Genomic DNA, 20,519 nt, shown 5'->3' with positions numbered 1-20,519 from the left:
TTATATTTTACTGATTAGCCGGCAACGTCAGAGGGGGACGCCGCCGTGTTCGCAGATTTGGATCGCGTTCCAGATTGGACGCACCTGTTTCATCTAAATGCTTTGAACGACAATGAGTTGGAGGTTATTGCTCCAACTCTACATGAATTGCTCTACCTGCGGCGGGGGCTGACCCAGCCGGGTGGCAAGCTGCCGCTGTTCGATCTTGACGGCCAGGAAATCGACGCCGCCATCGTACGGCGCTGCCTCCAGGTAGGCTGGGCCGAGCCATGGTTCAACAACCCGCTGAAACCGGGCTGGCTGGTCTGTAAATTGACAATGTCAGGACGGCGGGTCGTCGGCGAGGGCTGACAGTCTTTGCCACTTTAGGGCGCGCCTTTCACTCTCCTCCCCAGCTGCGCTGGGGAGGTGCCCCGTCATACGGGGCGGAGGGGTCATGAGCCTCAGTCCCGCTCCGTCGCCGAAGACGGCGACATCTCCCCAACGGAGTTGGGGAGGAACATGAGAATGCAGTCCAGCCATCGCCAAGATACTAGGATGCGCAGAGATCATGCACGCAGGGCTTGATCTCGCCGTCGCGACTCGTTCTGATCGTCGGGTGAATTCGCATCGCTCACCGAACGAACAGGACGATCAGCCATGACCGACACAGCCGACAACAAGTGGATTGGCAAGCGTACGCCGCGGCCGGATGGCGCGGACAAGGTCACGGGACGGGCGGCCTATGCCGCCGACACCACCATGCCGGGCATGATCTGGGGCAAGGTGCTGCGCAGCCCTCATCCGCATGCCCGGATCAAGTCGATCGATACCTCGGCGGCCGAGGCCTTCCCGGGCGTCAAGGCGGTGGTGACGGCCAAGGACATCGTCGATTTCCCGATCGACAAGGGGCCGGTGATGCTGGGCATCCAGGACATGCGCTGGATGTGCCGCAACGTGATGGCGCGCGAGAAGGCGCTGTTCCACGGCCATCCCGTGGCCGCCATCGCGGCGACCACCCAGGCGATCGCGGCCGAGGCCCTCGGGCTGATCAAGGTCGACTACGAGATCCTGCCGTGGGCGATCGATGTCGAGGACGCGATGAAGCCGGCCGCGACCCCGCTGCATGACCACGTCAAGTTCGAGGGCAAGCCTTCCAACATCGCCGGCACGCTCGAGCACAAGAAGGGCGACGTCGAGGCGGGCTTCAAGGAAGCCGACGTGATCGTCGAGCGCAGCTTCAAGACCGAGGCCGTGCACCAGGGCTACATCGAGCCGCATGCCTGCCTCGTCAGCGTCGTCGACGGCAAGGCCACGATCTGGAGCTCGAGCCAGGGCCAGTTCATGGTCCGCGCCATGTCCGCCTTGCTGACCGGCATGGCTCAGAGCGACATCCGTGCCATTCCGGCCGAGATCGGCGGCGGTTTCGGCGGCAAGACCATCATCTACCTGGAGCCGCTGGCGCTGATCCTGGCGCGCAAGTCGGGCCGGCCGGTCAAGATGGTGATGTCGCGCGAGGAGGTCTTCCGCGCTTCCGGTCCGACCTCGGGCTCGGTCAGCAAGGTCAAGATCGGCGCGAAGAAGGACGGCACCATCGTCGCCGGCGAGGGAACCTATTGGCTGCAGGCCGGCGCCTTCCCGGGTTCGCCGATCCGCGGTGCCGCCGGGTGCGCCTTCGGACCCTACGACATCCCCAACGCCTATACGAAGGGCTACGACGTCGTCTCCAACCGGTCGAAGGTTGCTGCCTACCGCGCCCCCGGCGCGCCGATCGGTGCCTATGCGGTCGAATGCGTGCTGGACGAACTCGCCGAGAAGCTCAAGATGGACCCGCTCGAGCTGCGTCTCAAGAACGCCGCCAAGCAGGGCACCAAGGCGGTGCATGGTCCGGTCTACCCGGTCATGGGCTACCAGGAGACGGTGAAGCAGGCGCTCGCCCATCCGCACTACAAGGCGCCGCTCAAGCCCAATCAGGGCCGTGGCGTGGCGAGCGGCTACTGGTTCAACGCCGGGGGCGAATCGAGCGCCACCATGCGCATCAACGAGGACGGCACCGTGGTCGTGATGACCGGCCATCCCGACATCGGCGGCTCGCGCGCCTCGACGGCCAACATCGCCGCCGAGATCCTGGGCATCGATCACAGCAAGGTGACGGTGCTGATCGGCGATACCAGCAGTGTCGGCTTCTCGAACCTGACGGGCGGCAGCCGCGTCACCTTCGCCTCCGCCATGGTGGTCACGCAGGCGGCGGAGAAGGTCATCACCGACCTGCGTCGCCGCGCCGCCAAGATCTGGAAGATCGATCCTGATGCCGTCAGCTGGGATAACGGCGAAGCCAAGCCGGCCGGCGACAATGCCGGCAAGTTCGACCCGCTGTCGCTGGCCCAGCTCGCTGCGCGGGCCAGCGAGACCGGCGGACCGATCGGCGAGGCCGCGGCGAGCAACACGATCGGCGCGGAAGGCGGCTTCGGCACCCACATCTGCGACGTCGAGGTAGACCCGGCCACGGGACGCGTCTGGGTCGTGCGCTACACCGCCTTCCAGGATGTCGGACGCGCCATCCATCCCGACTACGTCGAGGGCCAGTTGCAGGGCGGCGTCGCCCAGGGCATCGGCTGGGCACTGAGCGAGGAATACATCTACGACAAGAACGGCAAGCTCGATAACGCGGGCTTCCTCGACTATCGCATGCCCGTCACGTCGGACCTGCCGATGCTGGATGCCGTGATGATCGAAATCCCCAATCCCAAGCATCCGCAGGGCGTGCGCGGCGTCGGCGAGGTGCCGCTGGTTCCAGTGATGGCGGCGGTCGCCAATGCCCTGCACGGCGCGCTCGGCATTCGCTTCGACAGCCTGCCGATGTCGCCGCCCAAGGTGCTGGCAGCGCTCGAGCCCGAGCCGTTGCCGCGCGCGGCCGACTAGCCCCGTCACTCATTCCTTTGCCTCCCCCGTCTTACGGGGGAGGTCGTGCACGGTGGTGAGCGATGTCATCGGCGGCAGGCCGGCGCGCTTCGTCCGCAACAAGCTGAAATAGGTGATCATGGCGTCGGCATTCGCGGAGCCGGCAGCATCCGCCAGAATCGTCACCTGATGGCGACCTCGCCATCGCGACTCCGCGATGTTGCGCTCCAAACAGGCGCGGGTAAGCGGCACCGGTTCGAGGCAGACGATGCTCAGTCCGTCGAAGCGCTCCATCAGCGAGAGCGCAAACAGTCCGACGTTGGCTCCGATATCGAGGGCAACGTCGCCATCGCGGATTGTCACGCCATGTCGCTCGTACCACCAATCTTCGAATATCTCTCGAAAGATGAACTTGATCTCGCTGCCGCTTCGAGGCGCGCTCCAGACGCGAAGACCGCCGGGGCAACGGAACTGTTTCACCATAGTCGGGGTATGGACTTCAATTGCCGCGGCGGCAGCCCGCAGAGGTGGCTCCACATCGGCGCTGCTGCGCCCTTCGGGCCTGCACGATGAATGGTCGGGGCGGCCGGATTTGAACCGACGACCCCCAGTCCCCCAGTGATGGGCGCTGGTGCTGAAATTATCCAATGTCTTCAACTCCTTAGCTTGCCTCGCGGGCGGGTTTCCGGGACTTTGCCCGGGACTTGGCGACGCGTTCCATTGCCGTCGCAACTTCGTCTTCCAGCACGTGCGCATAGCGCGTGGTGGTCTTGAGGTCGGAGTGATTCAGCGCCTTCTGCACCAGCTTCAGGTTGCCGGTCTCGCGCAGGAGCTTGGTGCCGACGTCGTGCCGGATGTCGTGGAACCGGAAGTCAGTCACGCCAGCCTTGGCCCGCAGTCGGCGCCACGCGATTTTGACGCCGGAGTAGGTGAGGGGATAGCGCTTGCCCTTCACCCGGCCGGCACGGGTCCGCGCAGCGACGTAGGTGAAGACATGCTCGGCATGCTGCCCGCGCAGCGGCCACAGGATGCCGCGAATGGTCGGGGTGATGGGCACGGTCACCAGCTTCTTGCCCTTGCCGAGCTTCCTGATTTGGCGGGCGTCCCAATCGACCTCGGGCCAGCGTAGCAGGCATTCCCGGAGCCGGAGGCCGGACGCTCGGGCGAAGGTGAGGAACGGCACGTAGTCGTCGCGCGTCGCGCCCTCGAGCTTCTCCCATTCGTCGCCGACGAGCTCGCGTATGCGCTCCTGCGGTTCCGGCAGGAGATGGGACTTCCAATCGGGCTCGTTCTCGAAGCGCACGCCCCAGTTCTTCTTGGCGCGCGTGAACAGCTTCTTGAGCACCTCGGTCGTCGACCTGTTCACGGTGGCGTTGCTGACGAGCGGGGACTCGGCCTTGTGCTTCTTGGAGCGCACGACGCGATGCCCACGACGCCAGGCCACGAGGCGGGTCACGTCGTCGTCGGAGATCTCGGTGAGCAGCTTCGTTGGCGTGAAGTAGTCGACCAAGCGCTCGACATCGCGCCAAGTGTCGGTCGAGCCGGCATGATGCTGGCCGACCTCGCCCCAGTATCGGCCGGCGACATCGTCCATCTTCAGCGACGTCGATGAAGCCTGCGAGGCCTTCGCCTCCTGCTTGACGCGCTCCTTCTCGGCGCGCTCTACCGCTTCAGCTTCTCGGCGATTCGTGCGTTGCGTAGAGCCGAAAAAGCGACGATTTCGCCACTGGAAATCGTACTGGTAGTACGGCGATTTCGGGGAGAGGTAGACGGACATGGCACGTCCCTACGCGTCTGGCGTTCGATGAAATCGTCGATGTCGGGGTCTGTGAACATCTTGCGCGGGCGCTTCGTCCCGCTTCCCATGATGACGTACCGCAGCTTGCCGTCGCGGACGTAGCTGCTCAGCGTCTTCCGAGAGCATCGGAGGCGGGCGGCCGTTTCGTCCGGCGTGCGCAGTTCGGTCACGAGACCGGCTCCTCCATAGCCGCCAGCCGCTCGACGTCGGCGACGCGGACTGCGAGTAGGGAGTTCTCGAAGGGGCCGAGCTTCACCACCGGCAACACGCCTGAGCGCAACCACCTGCTCACGGTGCGCGGCGAGCGCTTCAACGCGAAGGCGATGCGCTTGCGGCCGATGATGAAAACTCCACCCCGGTCACATGGCGGACTCGCCTCGCCGGGGTGGAGTGCGACCTGCTCTCTCGGCGCCGAGAGAGCTTGAGTGCCCAGGCGCGGGCGGGGCCGGGTCGCGCGACCAAGGGTCATTAGCCCTGCTCTCCGTCGAGCGGCTTGCCGTCGCGCAGTCGCTCCAGGTCGAAAACTAGTTCCATGGCCAGTGAGTCGGCAGGGACGGAGACATAAGGCCGGTGCAGCCAGTTCACATTTCGGTCGCCCTCGATATATCGCGGCGGATCGCGGCGAGACGGATCGGTGCCAGTGGTCGCAAAGGCAACCGTGTTACCGTTGAAGCCAATCAGCACGCACTGCCAGTGCTTGTATCCGGCTTCATGTTCGACAAGCTTGCCGGTGCGCGGATTGCGTTCCGATTTCTGCAGTGCACGGTCGGAAACGAGTTTCCCGACATGGGGGGCGATGTCAGCAGCAACGGCTGGCTCCATGCGGGCACAGCTCACAAGGTAGCTGGCCACCTTGAGATGAAGCACGTCATAGAAATTGAAGGTCCAGCGCGAGCCAATCTTCTGTCCGATGTTGAGCATGTCGCGGGCAATCCAATTCCGGATGGTCTTTTCCTCGACACGGGCGAGCCGTGCGGCATCGCTCATCGTGATGTCGGATCGGTCAAAATGGATGGGGGTGGGGCCGCTGCTCATTTGAGCAATAGACCATGAATTGCTCAGATGAGCAACAGCAATTGCTCAAACGAGCAATGGATGCGGCCGGGGCAGTCTCCCGCCCCGGCCGTGAAAGGGGCGGTTGCCCGCCCTCTTCGCAGGTCGTCAGAAGCGGGCCGCCGTCACCCGGCAGAGCGTCTCGCCCGCGGCGAGCAGGTTGGAGCGCACGTTGGAGAGACGATGCGGGTCCGAGTAGGTGCCATCGAGGTAGCCTTCATCGATCCATGACAGAGCGATGAAGATGGCCTCGGCGCCCATGATTGCGGTCTGCATGTCGCGCAGGTCAGACCGCTCGATCTCGCGCTTTTCGCCCATCATGCGACGCCCGCTCCGGCGAGGTAGTCGAGCGCCGTCAGACTTTCCATCGACCGGACGTCGCCTTGCCGAAAGCGCTCGACAGCCGCGACGTTCGGTTCGTGGCTGCCATCGTCCTCGTCAACGTCGGGCTCGGCGTCGACATCGGGCTCCCGGTCGTCGTGGTCGCTGCCGTAGTCGGCGAGGTCTGCCTCGAACAGGCAGAGCGCGTCGAAGGCGGTCGGCGTCAGCGGCACGAGCAGCCACTTCGCGCCCATCTCGGTCGGGGGCGCCTCAACGAGGTCGCCCCACTCGATGATGTACTGCAGGAGCGCCACGGCCCGCGGCTCGAGGCCGGCCTCGACAGCGAAGCGCGCCATCGCTCGCCGGTGTGCGCGACGGTCGCTCATCGTTCGGGCCTCGGATAGCCGGGGTGCAGATGCCCCGCCACGTACGTCATCCCGGCCAGCAGGTGGTCCATTTCGTGGGTGTGGTCGAGTATCCGTTCGGCGAGGTACTGAACATGAGCCCACAGTGGACCAGTCTGGTCGGCGACGACGCACAGCAGGTTAGCCGCGTGCTGAATGTTGACCTTCTGCATGCGCAGGTCTGCGACCTTGCCGTTGATGATGGGCACGCACAGCGACGGCGACAGGGGGCGGAGGATGTCGGGGCGTCTCATTGCGCACCTCCAGTCCAGGCCTTGGCTGCTTCATCGGAGCGCCAGCTGGCGACGGCGTCGAGCAGCGCGCGGCCCAGCTTCTCGGCCTCATCGGGTGCGAGCCACAGTGACGACGACAGATTTGCTTCGCGATACTGGCCATGGGTCGCGTGAATGGCGACCATGTTTCGCCGCCTGTCGACCTCGGTTATCCAGGTCAAATCGCCGACGTGGCCGGCATGTGGTGAAGTAGACATTTGCACTCCTGCATAAGGCTTACTAGGCCTTGCCAGCGGAACGGCGCTGGCGCCGGGAGCTAGTAACCGGTGCAGGACCGGCGCGCTTCTTCCCCTCGCGGGTATTATATCCGCGCACTCCCGACATGAACGCTGGGCACAAAAATGCCGACAGCTTTCGGGGTCGGTATCCGCCTGCACATCTCGCTGTTACTAGCAGCACAGAGAGGATGCGCGCCGACGGCGGTTGTGTCAACGTAGATCGTTCACAACTGAATGGGACGAAATATGAGCGAACCAAGTTTCAAGGAAGGGGATGTCGTGCGCCTTCGTTCGGGCGGACCCAAAATGACCGTTCAGACGTACCACGGTGAGGGGGACATCGACGTCGTTTGGTTTGATGATAAGCACCAACAGAAGTCGGGCAACTTCGCGGCTACACTCTTGGAAAAGGTCAACGACCGGCTCTCTGTCTAGTTCTCCCAGTCTAGCCGCTTGAACACCCCAGCCACCGCAGCCGGGTCGAGCCCGACTTCCTTGGCCTGCGACATCGCCTGCACGAGCGTCGACACCGCGCGTGCCGCGCCGCCGGCATCGAAGGCCTGCGTCGGTCGCAGCGTGTCGATTGCGACCTTCGCGCCGAGCTTCTCTGAGGCTTCCTCGGCGAGCAGCTCGGCAAGCGGCTGCAGCGTCCACGTGCAGAGATGCCTTTGCGCTTCTCTGACCAGCGGACCTTGCGCGGCCGCATCGAACAGCGCCGGCAGCACGCCGAACACGCCGCATACCGACTCGCGCGCCGCAGCCAGGCTCTCTGTCGTCATCGCCTGTTGCAGGTTTGGCGTGACGTCCTGAGGCTTCCAATCGGTCTGTGGCGCCGGGCCGCCGGCCGCGCTGACGTTCACGCTCTCACGCAAGAGCACCCGGCCGCGGCGCCCGCGGAAGTCGCGCGCCATCGTCACCATGTCGACGTCGGGCGCCTCAGGGAACGGGATGATGGAACTGCCGATTGGTGCGTTCTCGTAGACCTCGCCGAGCGCTGACTCGACGGCCTGCAGCAAGCCGGCCGTGAGCGATGCGCGCCGCAATGGCGCGGTGCCTATCCAGGGTGCCGCGACGTCGCTACCGATCCTGATGTGCATCACCTCCGCGGCGAGCACCGTCTGCGTGGTGCCGCCGCCCGCCTCGGAAATGCTGACACGATAGGCGCGCGGCACTCCAAAGCGCGTCGACAAGTCCCAGTCGCTACACGGCGTCAGCTTGTCGCGAATCAGGAAGAGCGCCTCGCCCCGCAGCGCCAGCGAACGCGCCAACATCGCCATGGTACGACGGTCGAGAATATCAGCGCCGATGACATCGGCGAGGGCAAAGCCGTTCTCCCACAGGGAAATGCAGCTCTGTGCGGTGCCTGTCAGCTCTGCGACGCCACGGCGGCCGGAGATGTAGGATTCGCGCGCCGCCATCAACTCCACCGTGAAGCCGCTCATGCTCGAGCGCTGCTCAGAAACCGGGTTGTTCTTCAACCCAGTTTTGAAGGGCCAGTACCAAGCCAAGGTCATGCCCTCCTGAGATTGCGCAGCAGGTCGGCCGCACCGCTGTTCTGCAGCGCCTGCGCCATCCATGTCGGCGAGCGCTCAATGGTCGTGCTGTGCACGTCTGGCACTGCCTCCGTCACGCTGCGGGCGCCGGGTCTGTCGCTCTCGTCGATGCCGGCCATGTACTCGATGATGCGGCGGAACGCTTCTGTGACGGTGGCGGGTATGTCGGCATCGTCTTCGCCGGCAATGCCGGTGAAGCGATATGGGCCGCAGCCTTTCAGGATGAATCCGCCCAGCGGCGACGGTGCGAGTGTCGTGTTCACCCAGGTTTCGCCGCGCCATTCCTCGACAGTGGCCAGCGTGACCGGCTTCAGCGGCGGCCGCCAGTCGCCGGGCCCCTCGACGATGAACTCGACGGCGCGCTCAGTGTAGCGTGTGCAGACGTACGACTCGATGCGCTGCCACACCATGTCGGCGTTGATGGCGGTAGCCGCGTCGCTCAGGCCTTCTGGCGTTGCCGGATATTCATCGGGCAATGCCTCGTTGACGAAGATGAGCACCGCATTCATCAAGCCCTCCATCGAGTGAGCATGCGCTGCAGGCCGGCGTCCGCTCGCTCACTGGTAGGCCGCCAATTGCGAGCCGTGACCGTACCCTCGGGATATGCTGGCCGGGTCACGACTGAAAGCTCCCACAGCCTGGCAGCTCGAATGGTCCGGATGAGCGCCCGAGGTTCGCGCACCACCGATTCGGCGCCGGGGTCATCGGGCACCGTGAAGCCGGGCGAGAGGCCTGCGGCGAGGCCTGAATCCATCAACGCCAGGGCGTCGCGGCCATGTGTCGTTGTCGCAATCTGTGACGTGATGACGGCATCGAACGTGAGCGCGTCATCGTTGTCCCGGATCTCCAGCGTGCCGGTCGCGCGGCTGGCGAGCGGGCGCGAGAAATCGTGACCGAAGAGCAGGTGAATGTCCTCGCCGGTCACGTTGACACGTGGCGCGAAGGCGCGAGCGGCGAACTGCTCTTCCATCGTGACGCGCTTGCCCTCGCCGAGTACCGTCCGACGACCATAGGGGAACCGGCCACGAAGACGGCGTGAACCGTCTCCGTCCTGCCGGATTTCGAGGCCGCCGGGAGAGAAGCCGCCGAACAGCATCTACTCGACCTGCAGAGCGGTGAGCAAATGCAGTTGCGCCAGCCGCGAGACGTTGACGTCGATTGTCGCAATCGCAGTCAGCCTCAACATTCCCGATTGAGCGTCCGACACGGCGTCACGAATCAAGTCGATGCCGCCCCAGGCGCCGATGAAAATCGGGGGGACGCCACCGGCGCTCGTGGTCAGAAGCGCGACCGACGTGTCCGGGGTTCCTGCGGTCAACGTCGCCAGCGACGAAAGCACGTTGTTCGCCGCCGAGAAGTTCTTCAGGTGGAGGTCCCACTGTGAGACCGCCGTCCCGGACACCAGCGCCGCGTCCATGTAGGTCCAGGCCTGCGGGTGCGCCAGAATCTTCACGTCGCCGGGCCCGTTCGCCGAGTTGCCGACCATAAAGGTAGCGGCGACGGTGCGGAACACTGCCGCCGCGGCGGCGGCGCTGACGGCCGTCGTGCCGTAGCCGTAGGTCGACTGGCCATAAATGACTCCCAGCGGCTGGCCGCTCGAGCCGGTGCCATTGAACACGCCGGCATCCATCACGGTGCCAATCGTGCCGTTGATGTCACGCCGGACTGCGGCTTCCAATGCCGCGCCGCTTTGCTTCAGGGTCTTGCGGGTGAGCTTGACCTGAATGCCGACGTTCTGGTCCGGCGACAGTGCTCGCTCGGTCGTGGCGAAGACGGTCGGGCCTGCGACGTTGCCGGTTTCGGTCGATGCCCAGCCGGCAGTCACAGAGCCCGAGACGATTGGGAACTCGACCAGGCCGGTGTCGATGTTAATCATCTGCGCGCCCATGCGAGCCGCGACGCTGTCGGGAAACAGGCGGTCGATGACCGGCTTGATTTCGGTCGGGTCGAACACGCCCGAGGCGACGGTCTCACCAGCGCGACGCTCCAGGGCCGCCCACGGAACCGGCATGCCGCGATAGCCGCCGGCGCCGCGCATCTCCGACACGATCTCCTGCGTCGGCCCGTTCAGCGTCGCGCCCTCGTCGAGCGCCAACACGACCTGGCGCAGCTCGAAACGGCCGACCAGCTCGCGCCATTCCTTTGTGCCACGGGTCTCCAGGTCCTTGCCAGCGTCGCGCCGTTCGCTGTCTTCGGCGATGAGCGCGGCGCGGAAGCGCGTCTCGTTGGTCCGGTATTCCGAGTCGAACGATTCCATCTGCCGCGTCTCGTCTTCGGTCGGCGTCGCCTTGCCAACCAAGCCGGCGAGGGCCTGACGAATCTCGCTCTGACGGCGAGAAATCTTCACTGATTCCAACATTCGCTTGTTTCCTTTTTCGAGGGGAGTTGCAGCTGACGCACTAACTCATTCCATGCCGCGTGCGTCGGGTCGGAGCGCAAGCCAAGCTCGGCCCGTGATTTCCGGATGTGGCATGCAATGCAAAGCGTCTGGAGATTGTCGAGGTTGTAGGCCAAGTCAGGTCGCAATCGAGCGCGCTTGATATGGTCGACCTCGAGTCGGCCGCGCGCACCGCACGCGTCGCCGTCAGGCAACGTGCCCACACACTTCCACCCATCGCGTCGCTTCGCAGCGAGGCGCAGGGCGGGCCACCGGCGGTCATGATGCACAGCGCTCATGCCCACACCGCAGGTCGAGCTTTTTTCGCGGTGCGCGCCAGTAGCCGGGCGCCTTCAGCGACAGCCAGGACCGAGGCGGCAGCGGGGTCAATTCTCCCGAGCGAGCGACCCTTGGCTATCTTGGCCGCGCCCGTGGGGTCTACCAGCACGACGGCATCAGCGAAGGCGCTGCGCAGCAAGAGCGAGGGCTTCGCCTTCACGCGCTGGTCAAACACCATCTGCCGGAAGCGCTCGGTATCCTCTCCGGAGTCCTTCCATCCTTGTCCGCGCCAGGTCGGCACGATGCGCAGCGCCGTCTTGGCGAGCGCCTCGATGAACTCGGCTTGGCGAAAGCGGTCGCAGCAGATAGCGGCGATGGGATGGCCGTCGAGCTTCGCCAGCATGGCCGCCACGAACTCGTGCACCGGGACGACGGCGCCGCCCAGCGTCATCAGCTCGCCGCGCTTGTGCATCTCGACGTATCGGTCGTTGACGCTGTCGTGCCGGCCACGGTCGAGCAGCGACGGCGAACTCGGGAACGCGCCGTAGCACTCCAGGCGCTGCGTCTCGGGCCAGAAGTTTGTCCATGCGGACATGGACGATGAACCGCCCAGGTCGATACCGCAGACCAGCGGGCCTTGCCGCGACGGCAGCTCCTGCGCTTCACAGCGTAGCCACTGGTCCGTCGAAATGAGCACGGCCCGCGATTCATCGCTCACGCGCTGGTTCAAATTGAACAAGCGGAAGCTGGAGAGTGTCGAGCCGCCTCTGGCGATCGCGCGGCGCGCCTGCGCCTGCAGCCACTCGATACTCGAGCCGATGCCCTCAACGGCGCCTGGGTTGGCGAGCTTCAGCGCCTCGATATCGTCGGGTGCGCAGCCATCAGGTGCGCGATGCTCCTGCACGTAGACGCCCTCGCCGGGCTCGTCGAGCAGCCGAGAGAAGCTGTGCGAGTCGGTGGGGGCCGACGTCGAGATGACCATGGCCCGGCCGGCGCGCTTGCCCAGCGCCGAGAAGATGGCCGCCTCCAGGGCGTCCCCCTTGTCAGGGTCCCAGAAGCCGCGCTCATCCAGTAGGGCAAAGACCGGGGCCAGTCCCAGCGCATTGCGGGCGTCACTGGCCAGCACGCGGAGAGCATGGCCGCCGCCGTCGCCCTCGTAGCGCACCTCCAAGCGAGGCGCCCGGACGAAGGTCAGCTTCTTACGGGTCGCTACCGGCAGCGAGGCCGCCAGTCCTTCCACGAAGCGCCAGGCAATCTGGCCTTGGTCGCGGGTCTTGGCGCCGACGATGACCTCGCGCCGCGGCTGCCTGTCGAGTTTGCCCAGCAGCGCGCCCAAGGCGAGCCCGGCACCCAACATCGTCTTGCCGGCCCCGCGACCGACCGAGAGAGCAGCAATCGAGACGCCGTCTGCCAGCCCGCCCCGGATGAAGCGCTGCTGGAACTCTGCCAGCCGAATCTTCTCGCCAGCATGGGGCCCCTCGGGGATCCGCAAGGTGTGCAAGAAGGCGATGGCTTCGTCAGAGAGCGAGAAAGCGACAGGTCTCCAGCGGTTCGGCCCCTCTGGCTCATTTCCAGGCATTGGGACCCGCGAGCCGGCACGCGCACGATTGTTGCGCGCACGGTCAGGTGCGGTGTTGGCAGCGTCGGTCATTTTGTTGCGTGATGATGCGCGCCACGCTCGCCACATCGAAGGGCGGAGCGGGGACGCGCGGGGACACACAGATTGACAGGCAGCTTGTCGGTTGCCGGCCCGCGCTGCGCTTCGCTTGGCTGGCGCCGCTACGCGCGGGCCTCGACGGCGGGGCAGGTCGAGCCGCCCGACCATGACGTAGCTGTCAATCGTCCCGACCGAAGCGCGCCTGCGCCGCGCGCTGCCCCAGCCCCCTACACCCCCTGTATGAGGGGGAGAGGGTGATGAAGGATTACACTACGGATTCGTCAGGTCTAAATTCCAGCGATAGAGCCCGGGCGCTTTCTTGCCAGGGCGCCTTACGCAGCGGACGACGCCCATGTCGAGCAGCGCCTTGCGGGCGGTCGGAACGAAGCGATGCGACCAGCCACGCGCGGGGCCGAGCCCATCAGCAATCATGAAGTCGGCATCGGGTCCGTTCTCGGCCGAGAGATAGGCGAACAGCGCCAGTGCATCGGGCTTGGCCACCAGCGCCGCCCATGTAGGCGATTCGACGATGTGGTTCATGACGCGCCTCCTGCCTCCGCGATAGTTCCACACGCTGTTGCAGGTCTTGACTATCTCGGCGTCCGGCAACGGCGCGGCTAGCTGGTTATCCGCCCACGTGCGAGCGGCGTCGAGAAGCTGGTCCAGCGTGTCGCAGAAGCTCACCGTCCTCTGGCAGTAGCGGAACAGCGTCTCGTTGCGTTCGCCCACCGGCACCTTCTCGACCTTCGTCGGCGAGGCTAGCGCGGCCCGTAGCGCGGGGAGCCGGTTGATGTCGTCCAGGGAGCCCCGCTCGATGAGATAGCGTCCCTTGGGCACGACAGAGCCGGCACAGACGACGTTGCCAGCGCCGAGTACGTCGACGTCGGGCAGCGGGCGGATTCGGCGCGTCTCGCCGTTGTTCCGGAAGTAGAGATGGCGCCCGCCGCTGGGCGTGAGGACCTGCAGCGGAGTGTCGCCGAATCGGGCGAGGCATTCGTCGACCAACCTGTCGTCGGTGCTGTCGATGTCGACGACGGTCAGGCCGTTGCGCGGTGGATGGCGGCAAAGCTCATGCGTCGAGCCCGAAGTGCTCGGCGATGATGCGAGGCGCCGCGAGTGCGGGTTTGCTTTCAACCCGCACCACGCTTGCGACCACGGGGTCGGTGGTGCGATATTGGGTGCTGTCAGTGTTTTCGTGAATGCTTGCCCGGTCAGTGGTTGCCGCCGCTGCCGGGCATTTCATTTTCGGCGGGTCGCTCGCCGTGAACGGCCGACGAACATCCTCCGGGACTTTTCCGGGACTCTGTGCGCCGAGTTGTGCACTTCGTCGCTGTTCTGTTCCGTTTTCGCGTTTGGCCCACGCGAAGAGCGGAAGCAGGAATGCAGTGCTTTCGAGGGTTAGTTGGTCGGGGCGGCCGGATTTGAACCGACGACCCCCAGTCCCCCAGACTGATGCGCTACCAGACTGCGCTACGCCCCGACCGGTGCCGTGGCGACCGCCTCGGCAAAGGGGCTTTAGCGCGAATGGCAGCGATGCCGCAAGCCGGCTTGCACAGGGAGCGGGCAAAGAAGATACAGGCGCCATGACGACAGTAGCTTCCGCCGGCCCGGACATCGGCCGGCGCGTCCTGGTGTTCTCCTCGATCGGCCATGCGCTGATGCACATGATGACGGCGTTCTATGCCGTCATCGTGCTGACCCTGGCCGTCGCCTGGGACATGCCGGCGGAGAGCCTGCTCGAGCTCTACGCGCCGGCCACGGTGCTGCTCGGCATCATGTCCCTGCCGGCCGGCTGGCTGTCGGACCGCATCGGCGCGCCGCTCACCATGGTGATCATGTTCTTCGGCCTCGGCCTCTCCTCGATCTTGTGCGGGCTGGTGCCCAAGGGCGACACGCTGATGCTGTCGCTGGCGCTGTGCGGGCTGGGCGTGTTCGGCGCCATCTACCATTCCGCCGGCATCGGCTGGATCATCCGCACCGCGCGCGAGCAGGGCCATGCCATGGGCGTCAACGGCCTGTGGGGCAGCGCCGGCTTGGCGCTCTACGGCATCGTGCCCGGCGTGCTGATCACGCTGGCCTCATGGCGGGCCGCCTTCATCGTGCCCGGCATCGTCTGCCTGGTTGTCGGCGCGGGCCTGCTCTGGGAGGTCCGGCGCGGCCGGGTCGGCGATCGGCCGATGCCGGCGACGGCCGGCGCGCAAACCGGCCGCAAGGAATTCTGGCGGGTCTTTTCCGTCCTTTCCGTCACCATGGCGTTCGAGGGCATTATCTGGACCGCGGTGATGTTCGGGGCCGCCCTGGTGTTCGAGACCCGGCTGGCCAGCGACATCGAGAGCCTGCGTGCCGGGCTGGCGTCATGGGGTGTGGTGACCCAGGCCGTCCTGTGGGTCGGTCTCGCCACGTCGATGATCTACATCGTCTCGGGCTTTGCGCAGTATGTCATGGGCCGCACGATCATCGACCGCTACCCGCTCAAGTCGACCTACATCGTGGCCTCGGCCCTGCAGATCCTCGCCATGCTCGCGCTCGCCATGGGCAACGGCTATCTCGCCATCCTGGGCGCGATCGCCTCGGCGGTCCTCAGCGCGGCGACCGGCCCGATCGAGAACATCCTGATCGCGCGCTATACGCCCAGCCGCTACCATGGGCTGGGCTTCGGCGCAAAGTTCGTCGTTGCGCTGGGCACCGGTCCGATCGCCATCCTGCTGATCGCCTGGGTACGCAAGGCGACGGGTGAGCTCGACCTGCTGTTCTACGGGCTGGCCGGCGTTGCCCTGCTAATCACCCTGGTGGCGCTGTTGCTGCCCGGCGGCGAGCGGGCGCAGGCACAGCGGGCGATCTCGGCAGCGGCCCAGCCGGCGGAGTAGGCTCTTCTTGGACCGCGGGCGTCTCGCCCGCTCATGATCATGAACGGGCGAGACGCCCGCAGTCCGAGAAGAGCATGAAGAAAGGTCCCTCGCTGCGCTGGGGATGACAGAATCGCTGTCATCCCCAGCGCAGCGAGGGACCTTTCGTCTCGTCAGTAGCTCCTACTTCCTTGCCGCCTTGTAGGCCGGGCGGGCGAGGCAGCGGTCGAGCCAGGCCTGGACGTTGGGGAAGGGGCCGAAATCGTACTTGATGGGCTTGGCCCAGCTGCAGATCGAGGCGAGGTTGAGGTCGGCCACCGTGAAGGTCGACCCCAGCAGATACTCGCGCCCCTCGAGCGCGCCGTTCAGCACGCCGAACGGCTTGGGCAGCGCTTTCAGCGCCTCGGCGACCGCCTCCGGCTTCTTCTTGTCGGGCGGCGTCATGAACATGTCGATCAGGACCGTGAGCAGGGGCTTCTCGACCTCGGTCATGCCCCAGAAGCTCCACTGGGTGCACAGCGCACGGTCCTCGGCGCTGGCCGGAAAGAAGCCGTCCTTGCCGTGCTTCTCCGCGAGGTAGAGGTTGATCGCCATCGATTCGAACAGCTTGAAGTCGCCGTCGACCAGGGTCGGTACCTTGCCGTTGGGGTTGACCTTGAGATACTCGGCGCTCTTCAGGTCCTTCATCTCGACGGCAATGTGCTCGAAGGGGACGCCGAGCTCGTGCACGATCCAAAGTGCGCGCGATGCCCGAGAGGCCGATGGGCCATAGATCTTGATCGTCACGGAATGTCTCCCCGCCGTTACGGCGTCGGACGATAATGCAGCGCCGCGCGACGGTCTAACTCAATCCCCCAGCCCGTGCTGGTTTCCGACATAGCCGTGCCGGTGGCCGAAACGCTCGGTCATGACCTCGGCGAGATCGCGCTCGGGCGGCGCAATCCAGCCGCCGGCGCGCACCGCGTACTGCCCGGCGCTTTGCGCCGCCTTCGGCGTTTCGCCTTTCTGCAGGGCCCGCGCAGCGCCCATCACCAGCTTGCGGAACTCGACGATGCCGAGATCGGTCGGGCCGAGATGCTCGCGCGTGCGATCCTGGATCGGCCCCTGGCTGTCCTGGATCGCAGCATCCTGCTCGCTCACGCCCATGATGCCGGTGAAGCTCTCCGTCTTCTGCTTGGCGCGGTCGAGCATGTAGTCGTTGCGGATGTTGCGCACCGGCACGTAGTCGGCATCGACCTCGGCGTGCAGGCTGAGGCCCCTGGCATATTTCTCGCGCTCGGAGTTGGTGAAAGGCCGGTCAGGCAGCCAGCTGTAGGTATAGATCCAGCAGTTCACGTCATCGACCGGCACCCAGCACTGCCCGTGATAGACATCGCCCGGAAAGGCCACCGGCACGAGGGCGTGGTTGGGCATCAGGAACTGCGAGAGGCGCCAGTACTTGTCGGCCGAGTCGGTCTTGCGCGCCGCCCCGATGACCAGCCCGGTATCGTGGCCGGCGATCGCGAATCTCGGGCGCGGATCGTCCATCACCCAGCGGATACGGTCCTGCAGCTCCTGGCCGGCGCCGATTGCCGAGGTGCTGCGAAAGATCTCGAGCCTGGTCCTCTCGTCCGTGGTCGGCACCTTGTGCAGGAAGGAGAAGTGGGCCGTGTCGATTGCCCCCTCGAGGCTTTGAACCCAGTTGCAGTCCTGCCACTTCTTGGAGACGTAGCGCTGCGCCGCCGGCACCAGGCCGAGCTCGAGCTGCGGCAGCTCGGGCATATGCTCGCGCGGGCCCATGTAGACCCAGATCATGTCGCCCCATTCGCGCGTCGGATAGGCGAGGAGCTTGATCGTGTCCTTGTAGGTCGACTCGGGCGGCGAGGTCGGCAGGTCGACGCAGTTGCCGTCGACGTCGAACTTCCAGCCGTGGAAGGCGCAGCGGATGCCGCACTCCTCGTTGCGCCCGTAGTACAGATTGGCGCCGCGATGCGGACAGTGCGGCTCGACGATGCCGACCCGGCCGTCGGTCGTGCGGAAGGCCAGCAGGTCCTCGCCGAGGATCCTTATCTTCTTGGGTGGCCCGTCGCGCTCGGGCAGCTCGTCCGACAGCAGCGCCGGCATCCAGAAGCGGCGCAGCAGGTCGCCCATCGGCGTGCCGGGGCCGCCGCGGGTCAGGAACTCGTTGTCCGCCTTGCTCAGCATCAGTCCCCCAGCCCGTAATGGTTGCCGACATAGCCGTCGCGATGGCCGAACCGTTCGGTCATGACGGCGACCAGGTCCTTGTCAGGTGCGGCGACCCAGCCGCCGGCGCGCACGGCATATTTGCCCGCCTTGCCCGCCGCCTTCGGCGTCTCGCCGCTGCGCAGGGCGCGCGCGCTGCCCATCAGCAGCTTGCGGAACTCGATGATGGCGACGTCGGTCGGCCCGAGATGCTCGCGGGTGCGGTCCTGGATGGGGCCCATGCTGTCCTGGATGGCGGCGTCCTGCTCGCTCACACCCTCAATGCCGGTGAAGCTCACCGTCTTCTGGGCCTGCCGATCGAGCCGGTAGTCGTTGCGCGGATTGCGCAGCGGCACGTACTCGGCGTCGACCTCGGCATGGACGTTGAAGCCGCCGTCGAACTTGGCGCGCTCGGAGTTGGTGAAGGGCCGGTCGGGATTCCAGCAGTAGGTGTAGATCCAGCACGACCCGTCGTCGACCGGCACCCAGCACTGACCATAGTAGATCTCGCCCGGGAAGGCAGTCGGCGTGTAGGCGTGGTTGGGCATCAGGAACTGCGAGATGCGCCAGTAGAGATCGGCGCCGTCGGTCTTGCGCGCCGCGCCGATCAGCAGGCCGGCATCGTGGCCGTGGATGGTGAATTTCGGCCGCGGGTCGTTGTGGATCCAGCGGATGCGATCGTCGGGTTTCGACTGGTCGGCGATCGCCGCCTTGGCCAGCGCGGCGCGCGCCACCGCCTCGTCCTTGGCCAGCACGGCGTGCAGGAAGGAGAAGTGCGCCGTGTCGAGCGCGCCTTCGACACTCTGCACCCAGTTGCAGTCCTGCCACTTCTTGGTGACGTAGCGCTGCGAAGCGGGCAGCAGCCCGAGCTCGAGCTGCGGCAGCTCGGGCATATGCTCGCGCGGGCCCATGTAGACCCAGATCATGTCGCCCCATTCGCGCGTCGGATAGGCGAGGAGCTTGATCGTGTCCTTGTAGGTCGACTCGGGTGGCGAGGTCGGCAGGTCGACGCAGTTGCCGTCGACATCGAACTTCCAGCCGTGGAAGGCGCAGCGGATGCCGCACTCCTCGTTGCGGCCGTAGTACAGATTGGCGCCGCGATGCGGGCAGTGCGGCTCGACGATGCCGACCCGGCCGTCGGTGGCGCGAAAGGCCAGAAGATCCTCGCCCAGGATTTTCATCTTCCTGGGCGGCCCGTCGCGTTCGGGCAGCTCGGCCGAGAGCAGGGCAGGCATCCAGAAGCGGCGCAGCAGGTCGCCCATCGGGGCGCCGGGCCCGGTCAGGGTGAGAAGGTCGTTGTCGGATTTGCTCAGCATCGCACCATCGCCTTGTCGAAAGCCTGCACCATCAGGCTATCGCTTTGTCGAGAGCTTGCGCCAGATCGCGGATGATGTCGTCCACCGTTTCGATGCCGATCGACAGGCGGAGCACGTCGGGTCCGGCGCCGGCCGCGACACGCTGCTCGTCGGTGAGCTGGCGATGCGTGGTCGAGGCGGGATGGATGATCAGGCTCTTGGCGTCGCCGATGTTGGCGAGGTGCGAGAACAGGTCGACGTTGTCGACGACCTTGACGCCCACGTCGTAGCCGCCCTTGACGCCGAAGGTGAACACCGAGCCCGCGCCCTTGGGCAGGTATTTCTGCGCCAGCGCGAAGTATCTGTTGGAGGGCAGGCCGGCGTAGTTGACCCAGGCCACAGCGGGATGACTCTCGAGGAAGCGCGCCACGGCGAGCGCGTTGGCGCAGTGGCGCTCCATGCGCAGGCCGAGCGTCTCCATGCCGAGCATGGTGATCCACGAATTGAACGGCGCCTGGCTGGGGCCGAGGTCGCGCAGGCCGACGGCGTGGCTGTGGAAGGTGTAGGCCATGTCGCCGAACGTCTCGAAGAAGTTCAGGCCGTGATAGGCCGGTTCGGGCCCGGCGAGGCTCGGGAACCTGGCCCCGCGAGTCCAGTCGAACTTGCCCGAGTCGACCACCGCACCGCCCATCGAGGTGCCGGTGCCGCTCAGGAACTTGGTGGTCGAATGGACGATCAGGGTGGCGCCGTAGTCGATCGGCTTGCAGAGGTAAGGCGTGGCCAGCGTGTTGTCGACCAGCAGCGGCACGCCGACCGATTCGGCGATGCGCGCGATCGCCTGGAGATCGCTCACCACGCCGCCGGGATTGGCCAGGCTCTCGATGAAGAAGCAGCGCGTGTTCTCGTTCGCCGCGCGCTTGAAACTGTCCGGCTGGTCGGCATCGACGATCTGCGCCTTCCAGCCGAACTTGGGATAGGTGTTGCGCATCTGCTGCAGCGAGCCGCCGTAGAGCCTGGATGAGGCGACGATCTCGGCGCCCGACGACATCAGCGGAAACAGCGCCAGCACCTGCGCCGCATGGCCGGACGAGGTGACCGTGCAGCCGCGCCCGCCCTCCAGGGTCGCGAGCCTGGTCTCGAGCGCGGCATTGGTCGGGTTGGTGAGCCGCGAGTAGATGAAGCCCACGGTTTGCAGGTTGAACAGCGCGGCCGCATGGTCGGCATCGTCGAAGGCGTAGGCCGTCGTCTGGTAGATCGGCAGGGCGCGCGCGCCGGTCGTGGCGTCGGGGGCGGCACCGGCGTGGATCGATAGCGTCTCGAAGCCATAGGTCTTGTCGCTCACC

Annotated in this window: 23 protein-coding genes and 1 tRNA gene; 4 read left to right on the top strand and 20 right to left on the bottom strand. The window is 65.8% G+C overall.

Going from position 1 to position 20,519, the window contains the following annotated elements; genetic code table 11:
* The first annotated feature begins 45 nt into the window (after positions 1-45).
* Positions 46-351 carry a hypothetical protein gene (locus ACILR9_RS03725; RefSeq protein WP_395708550.1) on the top strand — a complete coding sequence of 102 codons (306 nt, stop codon included), beginning with the start codon at positions 46-48 and terminating at the stop codon, positions 349-351.
* A 288-nt stretch (positions 352-639) separates the two neighbouring features.
* Complete coding sequence (locus ACILR9_RS03720; protein WP_395708549.1) at positions 640-2,901, top strand: xanthine dehydrogenase family protein molybdopterin-binding subunit; 2,262 nt, start codon at positions 640-642, stop codon at positions 2,899-2,901.
* 9 nt (positions 2,902-2,910) lie between these two features.
* Here the strand turns inward: ACILR9_RS03720 and ACILR9_RS03715 are convergent, their stop codons facing one another.
* From ACILR9_RS03715 to ACILR9_RS03680, 8 genes are all read right to left on the bottom strand, one after another.
* Positions 2,911-3,528 (bottom strand): hypothetical protein, encoded by a 618-nt coding sequence (locus ACILR9_RS03715; RefSeq protein ID WP_395708548.1) that lies wholly within the window; start codon positions 3,526-3,528, stop codon positions 2,911-2,913.
* A gap of 13 nt (positions 3,529-3,541) precedes the next feature.
* Positions 3,542-4,474: a tyrosine-type recombinase/integrase gene (locus ACILR9_RS03710; protein WP_395708547.1), complete on the bottom strand. Its 933-nt coding sequence runs from the start codon at positions 4,472-4,474 to the stop codon at positions 3,542-3,544.
* A gap of 68 nt (positions 4,475-4,542) precedes the next feature.
* Positions 4,543-4,848, bottom strand: coding sequence for a helix-turn-helix domain-containing protein (locus ACILR9_RS03705; RefSeq protein WP_395708546.1), 306 nt, complete (start codon positions 4,846-4,848; stop codon positions 4,543-4,545).
* A gap of 298 nt (positions 4,849-5,146) precedes the next feature.
* Positions 5,147-5,713, bottom strand: coding sequence for a MerR family transcriptional regulator (locus ACILR9_RS03700; RefSeq protein WP_395708545.1), 567 nt, complete (start codon positions 5,711-5,713; stop codon positions 5,147-5,149).
* A gap of 126 nt (positions 5,714-5,839) precedes the next feature.
* A complete protein-coding gene (locus ACILR9_RS03695) occupies positions 5,840-6,052 on the bottom strand; it encodes a hypothetical protein (RefSeq protein ID WP_395708544.1) in 213 nt (70 codons plus the stop codon).
* Entirely contained in the window at positions 6,049-6,438 is a 390-nt protein-coding gene (locus tag ACILR9_RS03690) for a hypothetical protein (protein ID WP_395708543.1), read from the bottom strand. Before ACILR9_RS03690 ends, ACILR9_RS03695 begins: the two co-directional genes overlap by 4 nt.
* On the bottom strand, positions 6,435-6,710 hold the full coding sequence (locus ACILR9_RS03685) for a hypothetical protein (protein WP_395708542.1): 276 nt from the start codon (positions 6,708-6,710) through the stop codon (positions 6,435-6,437). Before ACILR9_RS03685 ends, ACILR9_RS03690 begins: the two co-directional genes overlap by 4 nt.
* Positions 6,707-6,946: a hypothetical protein gene (locus tag ACILR9_RS03680; RefSeq protein ID WP_395708541.1), complete on the bottom strand. Its 240-nt coding sequence runs from the start codon at positions 6,944-6,946 to the stop codon at positions 6,707-6,709. Before ACILR9_RS03680 ends, ACILR9_RS03685 begins: the two co-directional genes overlap by 4 nt.
* A gap of 255 nt (positions 6,947-7,201) precedes the next feature.
* On the opposite strand from ACILR9_RS03680, the gene ACILR9_RS03675 reads away from it, so the two are divergent.
* A complete protein-coding gene (locus ACILR9_RS03675) occupies positions 7,202-7,402 on the top strand; it encodes a YodC family protein (RefSeq protein WP_395708540.1) in 201 nt (66 codons plus the stop codon).
* On the opposite strand, the gene ACILR9_RS03670 is transcribed toward ACILR9_RS03675, so the two are convergent.
* From ACILR9_RS03670 to ACILR9_RS03635, 8 genes are all read right to left on the bottom strand, one after another.
* Positions 7,399-8,481, bottom strand: a complete 1,083-nt coding sequence (locus ACILR9_RS03670) for a phage portal protein (RefSeq protein WP_395708539.1) — start codon at positions 8,479-8,481, stop codon at positions 7,399-7,401. The two genes, ACILR9_RS03675 and ACILR9_RS03670, sit on opposite strands and share 4 nt — an antisense overlap.
* Positions 8,478-9,029, bottom strand: coding sequence for a hypothetical protein (locus ACILR9_RS03665; protein WP_395708538.1), 552 nt, complete (start codon positions 9,027-9,029; stop codon positions 8,478-8,480). The genes ACILR9_RS03670 and ACILR9_RS03665 overlap by 4 nt, the downstream gene beginning before the upstream one ends.
* Positions 9,029-9,616: an HK97 family phage prohead protease gene (locus ACILR9_RS03660; protein WP_395708537.1), complete on the bottom strand. Its 588-nt coding sequence runs from the start codon at positions 9,614-9,616 to the stop codon at positions 9,029-9,031. The genes ACILR9_RS03665 and ACILR9_RS03660 overlap by 1 nt, the downstream gene beginning before the upstream one ends.
* Positions 9,617-10,879, bottom strand: coding sequence for a phage major capsid protein (locus ACILR9_RS03655; RefSeq protein WP_395708536.1), 1,263 nt, complete (start codon positions 10,877-10,879; stop codon positions 9,617-9,619).
* Complete coding sequence (locus ACILR9_RS03650; protein ID WP_395708535.1) at positions 10,864-11,196, bottom strand: HNH endonuclease; 333 nt, start codon at positions 11,194-11,196, stop codon at positions 10,864-10,866. The genes ACILR9_RS03655 and ACILR9_RS03650 overlap by 16 nt, the downstream gene beginning before the upstream one ends.
* Entirely contained in the window at positions 11,193-12,827 is a 1,635-nt protein-coding gene (locus ACILR9_RS03645) for a terminase TerL endonuclease subunit (protein WP_395708534.1), read from the bottom strand. The genes ACILR9_RS03650 and ACILR9_RS03645 overlap by 4 nt, the downstream gene beginning before the upstream one ends.
* A 276-nt stretch (positions 12,828-13,103) precedes the next feature.
* Positions 13,104-13,967, bottom strand: a complete 864-nt coding sequence (locus tag ACILR9_RS03640) for a bifunctional DNA primase/polymerase (protein ID WP_395708533.1) — start codon at positions 13,965-13,967, stop codon at positions 13,104-13,106.
* Positions 13,968-14,236: 269 nt separating this feature from the next.
* Positions 14,237-14,313: transfer RNA gene (locus ACILR9_RS03635), tRNA-Pro, on the bottom strand.
* Between the two features lie 103 nt (positions 14,314-14,416).
* Here ACILR9_RS03635 and ACILR9_RS03630 point away from each other — a divergent pair.
* Positions 14,417-15,700 (top strand): MFS transporter, encoded by a 1,284-nt coding sequence (locus ACILR9_RS03630; RefSeq protein WP_395708532.1) that lies wholly within the window; start codon positions 14,417-14,419, stop codon positions 15,698-15,700.
* Between the two features lie 162 nt (positions 15,701-15,862).
* Here ACILR9_RS03630 and ACILR9_RS03625 read toward each other — a convergent pair whose 3' ends face one another.
* The 4 genes from ACILR9_RS03625 to ACILR9_RS03610 are packed head-to-tail and all read right to left on the bottom strand — an operon-like array spanning position 15,863 to position 20,518.
* Complete coding sequence (locus tag ACILR9_RS03625; RefSeq protein ID WP_395708531.1) at positions 15,863-16,465, bottom strand: glutathione S-transferase family protein; 603 nt, start codon at positions 16,463-16,465, stop codon at positions 15,863-15,865.
* A 60-nt stretch (positions 16,466-16,525) separates the two neighbouring features.
* Complete coding sequence (locus ACILR9_RS03620; protein WP_395708530.1) at positions 16,526-17,863, bottom strand: Rieske 2Fe-2S domain-containing protein; 1,338 nt, start codon at positions 17,861-17,863, stop codon at positions 16,526-16,528.
* On the bottom strand, positions 17,863-19,197 hold the full coding sequence (locus ACILR9_RS03615; RefSeq protein WP_395708529.1) for a Rieske 2Fe-2S domain-containing protein: 1,335 nt from the start codon (positions 19,195-19,197) through the stop codon (positions 17,863-17,865). Before ACILR9_RS03615 ends, ACILR9_RS03620 begins: the two co-directional genes overlap by 1 nt.
* A 31-nt stretch (positions 19,198-19,228) precedes the next feature.
* Entirely contained in the window at positions 19,229-20,518 is a 1,290-nt protein-coding gene (locus ACILR9_RS03610; protein WP_395708528.1) for an O-acetylhomoserine aminocarboxypropyltransferase/cysteine synthase family protein, read from the bottom strand.
* Between the last annotated feature and the right edge of the window lies 1 nt (position 20,519).

The sequence above is a fragment of the Reyranella sp. genome (assembly GCF_044224635.1).
Classification (GTDB): Bacteria; Pseudomonadota; Alphaproteobacteria; order Reyranellales; family Reyranellaceae; genus Reyranella.
The sequence above is the reverse complement of the archived record's forward strand: the minus strand, read 5'-3'. Positions and strand labels throughout refer to the sequence as shown.

Coding starts and splice junctions, on each gene's coding strand:
- ACILR9_RS03720 (WP_395708549.1), top strand. CDS start 640: ATGACCGACACAGCCGACAACAAGTGGATTGGCAAGCGTACGCCGCGG.
- ACILR9_RS03710 (WP_395708547.1), bottom strand. CDS start 4,474: ATGGACGATGTCGCCGGCCGATACTGGGGCGAGGTCGGCCAGCATCAT.
- ACILR9_RS03700 (WP_395708545.1), bottom strand. CDS start 5,713: ATGAGCAGCGGCCCCACCCCCATCCATTTTGACCGATCCGACATCACG.
- ACILR9_RS03695 (WP_395708544.1), bottom strand. CDS start 6,052: ATGATGGGCGAAAAGCGCGAGATCGAGCGGTCTGACCTGCGCGACATG.
- ACILR9_RS03690 (WP_395708543.1), bottom strand. CDS start 6,438: ATGAGCGACCGTCGCGCACACCGGCGAGCGATGGCGCGCTTCGCTGTC.
- ACILR9_RS03685 (WP_395708542.1), bottom strand. CDS start 6,710: ATGAGACGCCCCGACATCCTCCGCCCCCTGTCGCCGTCGCTGTGCGTG.
- ACILR9_RS03680 (WP_395708541.1), bottom strand. CDS start 6,946: ATGTCTACTTCACCACATGCCGGCCACGTCGGCGATTTGACCTGGATA.
- ACILR9_RS03675 (WP_395708540.1), top strand. CDS start 7,202: ATGGGACGAAATATGAGCGAACCAAGTTTCAAGGAAGGGGATGTCGTG.
- ACILR9_RS03670 (WP_395708539.1), bottom strand. CDS start 8,481: ATGACCTTGGCTTGGTACTGGCCCTTCAAAACTGGGTTGAAGAACAAC.
- ACILR9_RS03665 (WP_395708538.1), bottom strand. CDS start 9,029: ATGAATGCGGTGCTCATCTTCGTCAACGAGGCATTGCCCGATGAATAT.
- ACILR9_RS03660 (WP_395708537.1), bottom strand. CDS start 9,616: ATGCTGTTCGGCGGCTTCTCTCCCGGCGGCCTCGAAATCCGGCAGGAC.
- ACILR9_RS03655 (WP_395708536.1), bottom strand. CDS start 10,879: ATGTTGGAATCAGTGAAGATTTCTCGCCGTCAGAGCGAGATTCGTCAG.
- ACILR9_RS03650 (WP_395708535.1), bottom strand. CDS start 11,196: ATGAGCGCTGTGCATCATGACCGCCGGTGGCCCGCCCTGCGCCTCGCT.
- ACILR9_RS03645 (WP_395708534.1), bottom strand. CDS start 12,827: ATGACCGACGCTGCCAACACCGCACCTGACCGTGCGCGCAACAATCGT.
- ACILR9_RS03630 (WP_395708532.1), top strand. CDS start 14,417: ATGACGACAGTAGCTTCCGCCGGCCCGGACATCGGCCGGCGCGTCCTG.
- ACILR9_RS03620 (WP_395708530.1), bottom strand. CDS start 17,863: ATGCTGAGCAAGGCGGACAACGAGTTCCTGACCCGCGGCGGCCCCGGC.
- ACILR9_RS03615 (WP_395708529.1), bottom strand. CDS start 19,197: ATGCTGAGCAAATCCGACAACGACCTTCTCACCCTGACCGGGCCCGGC.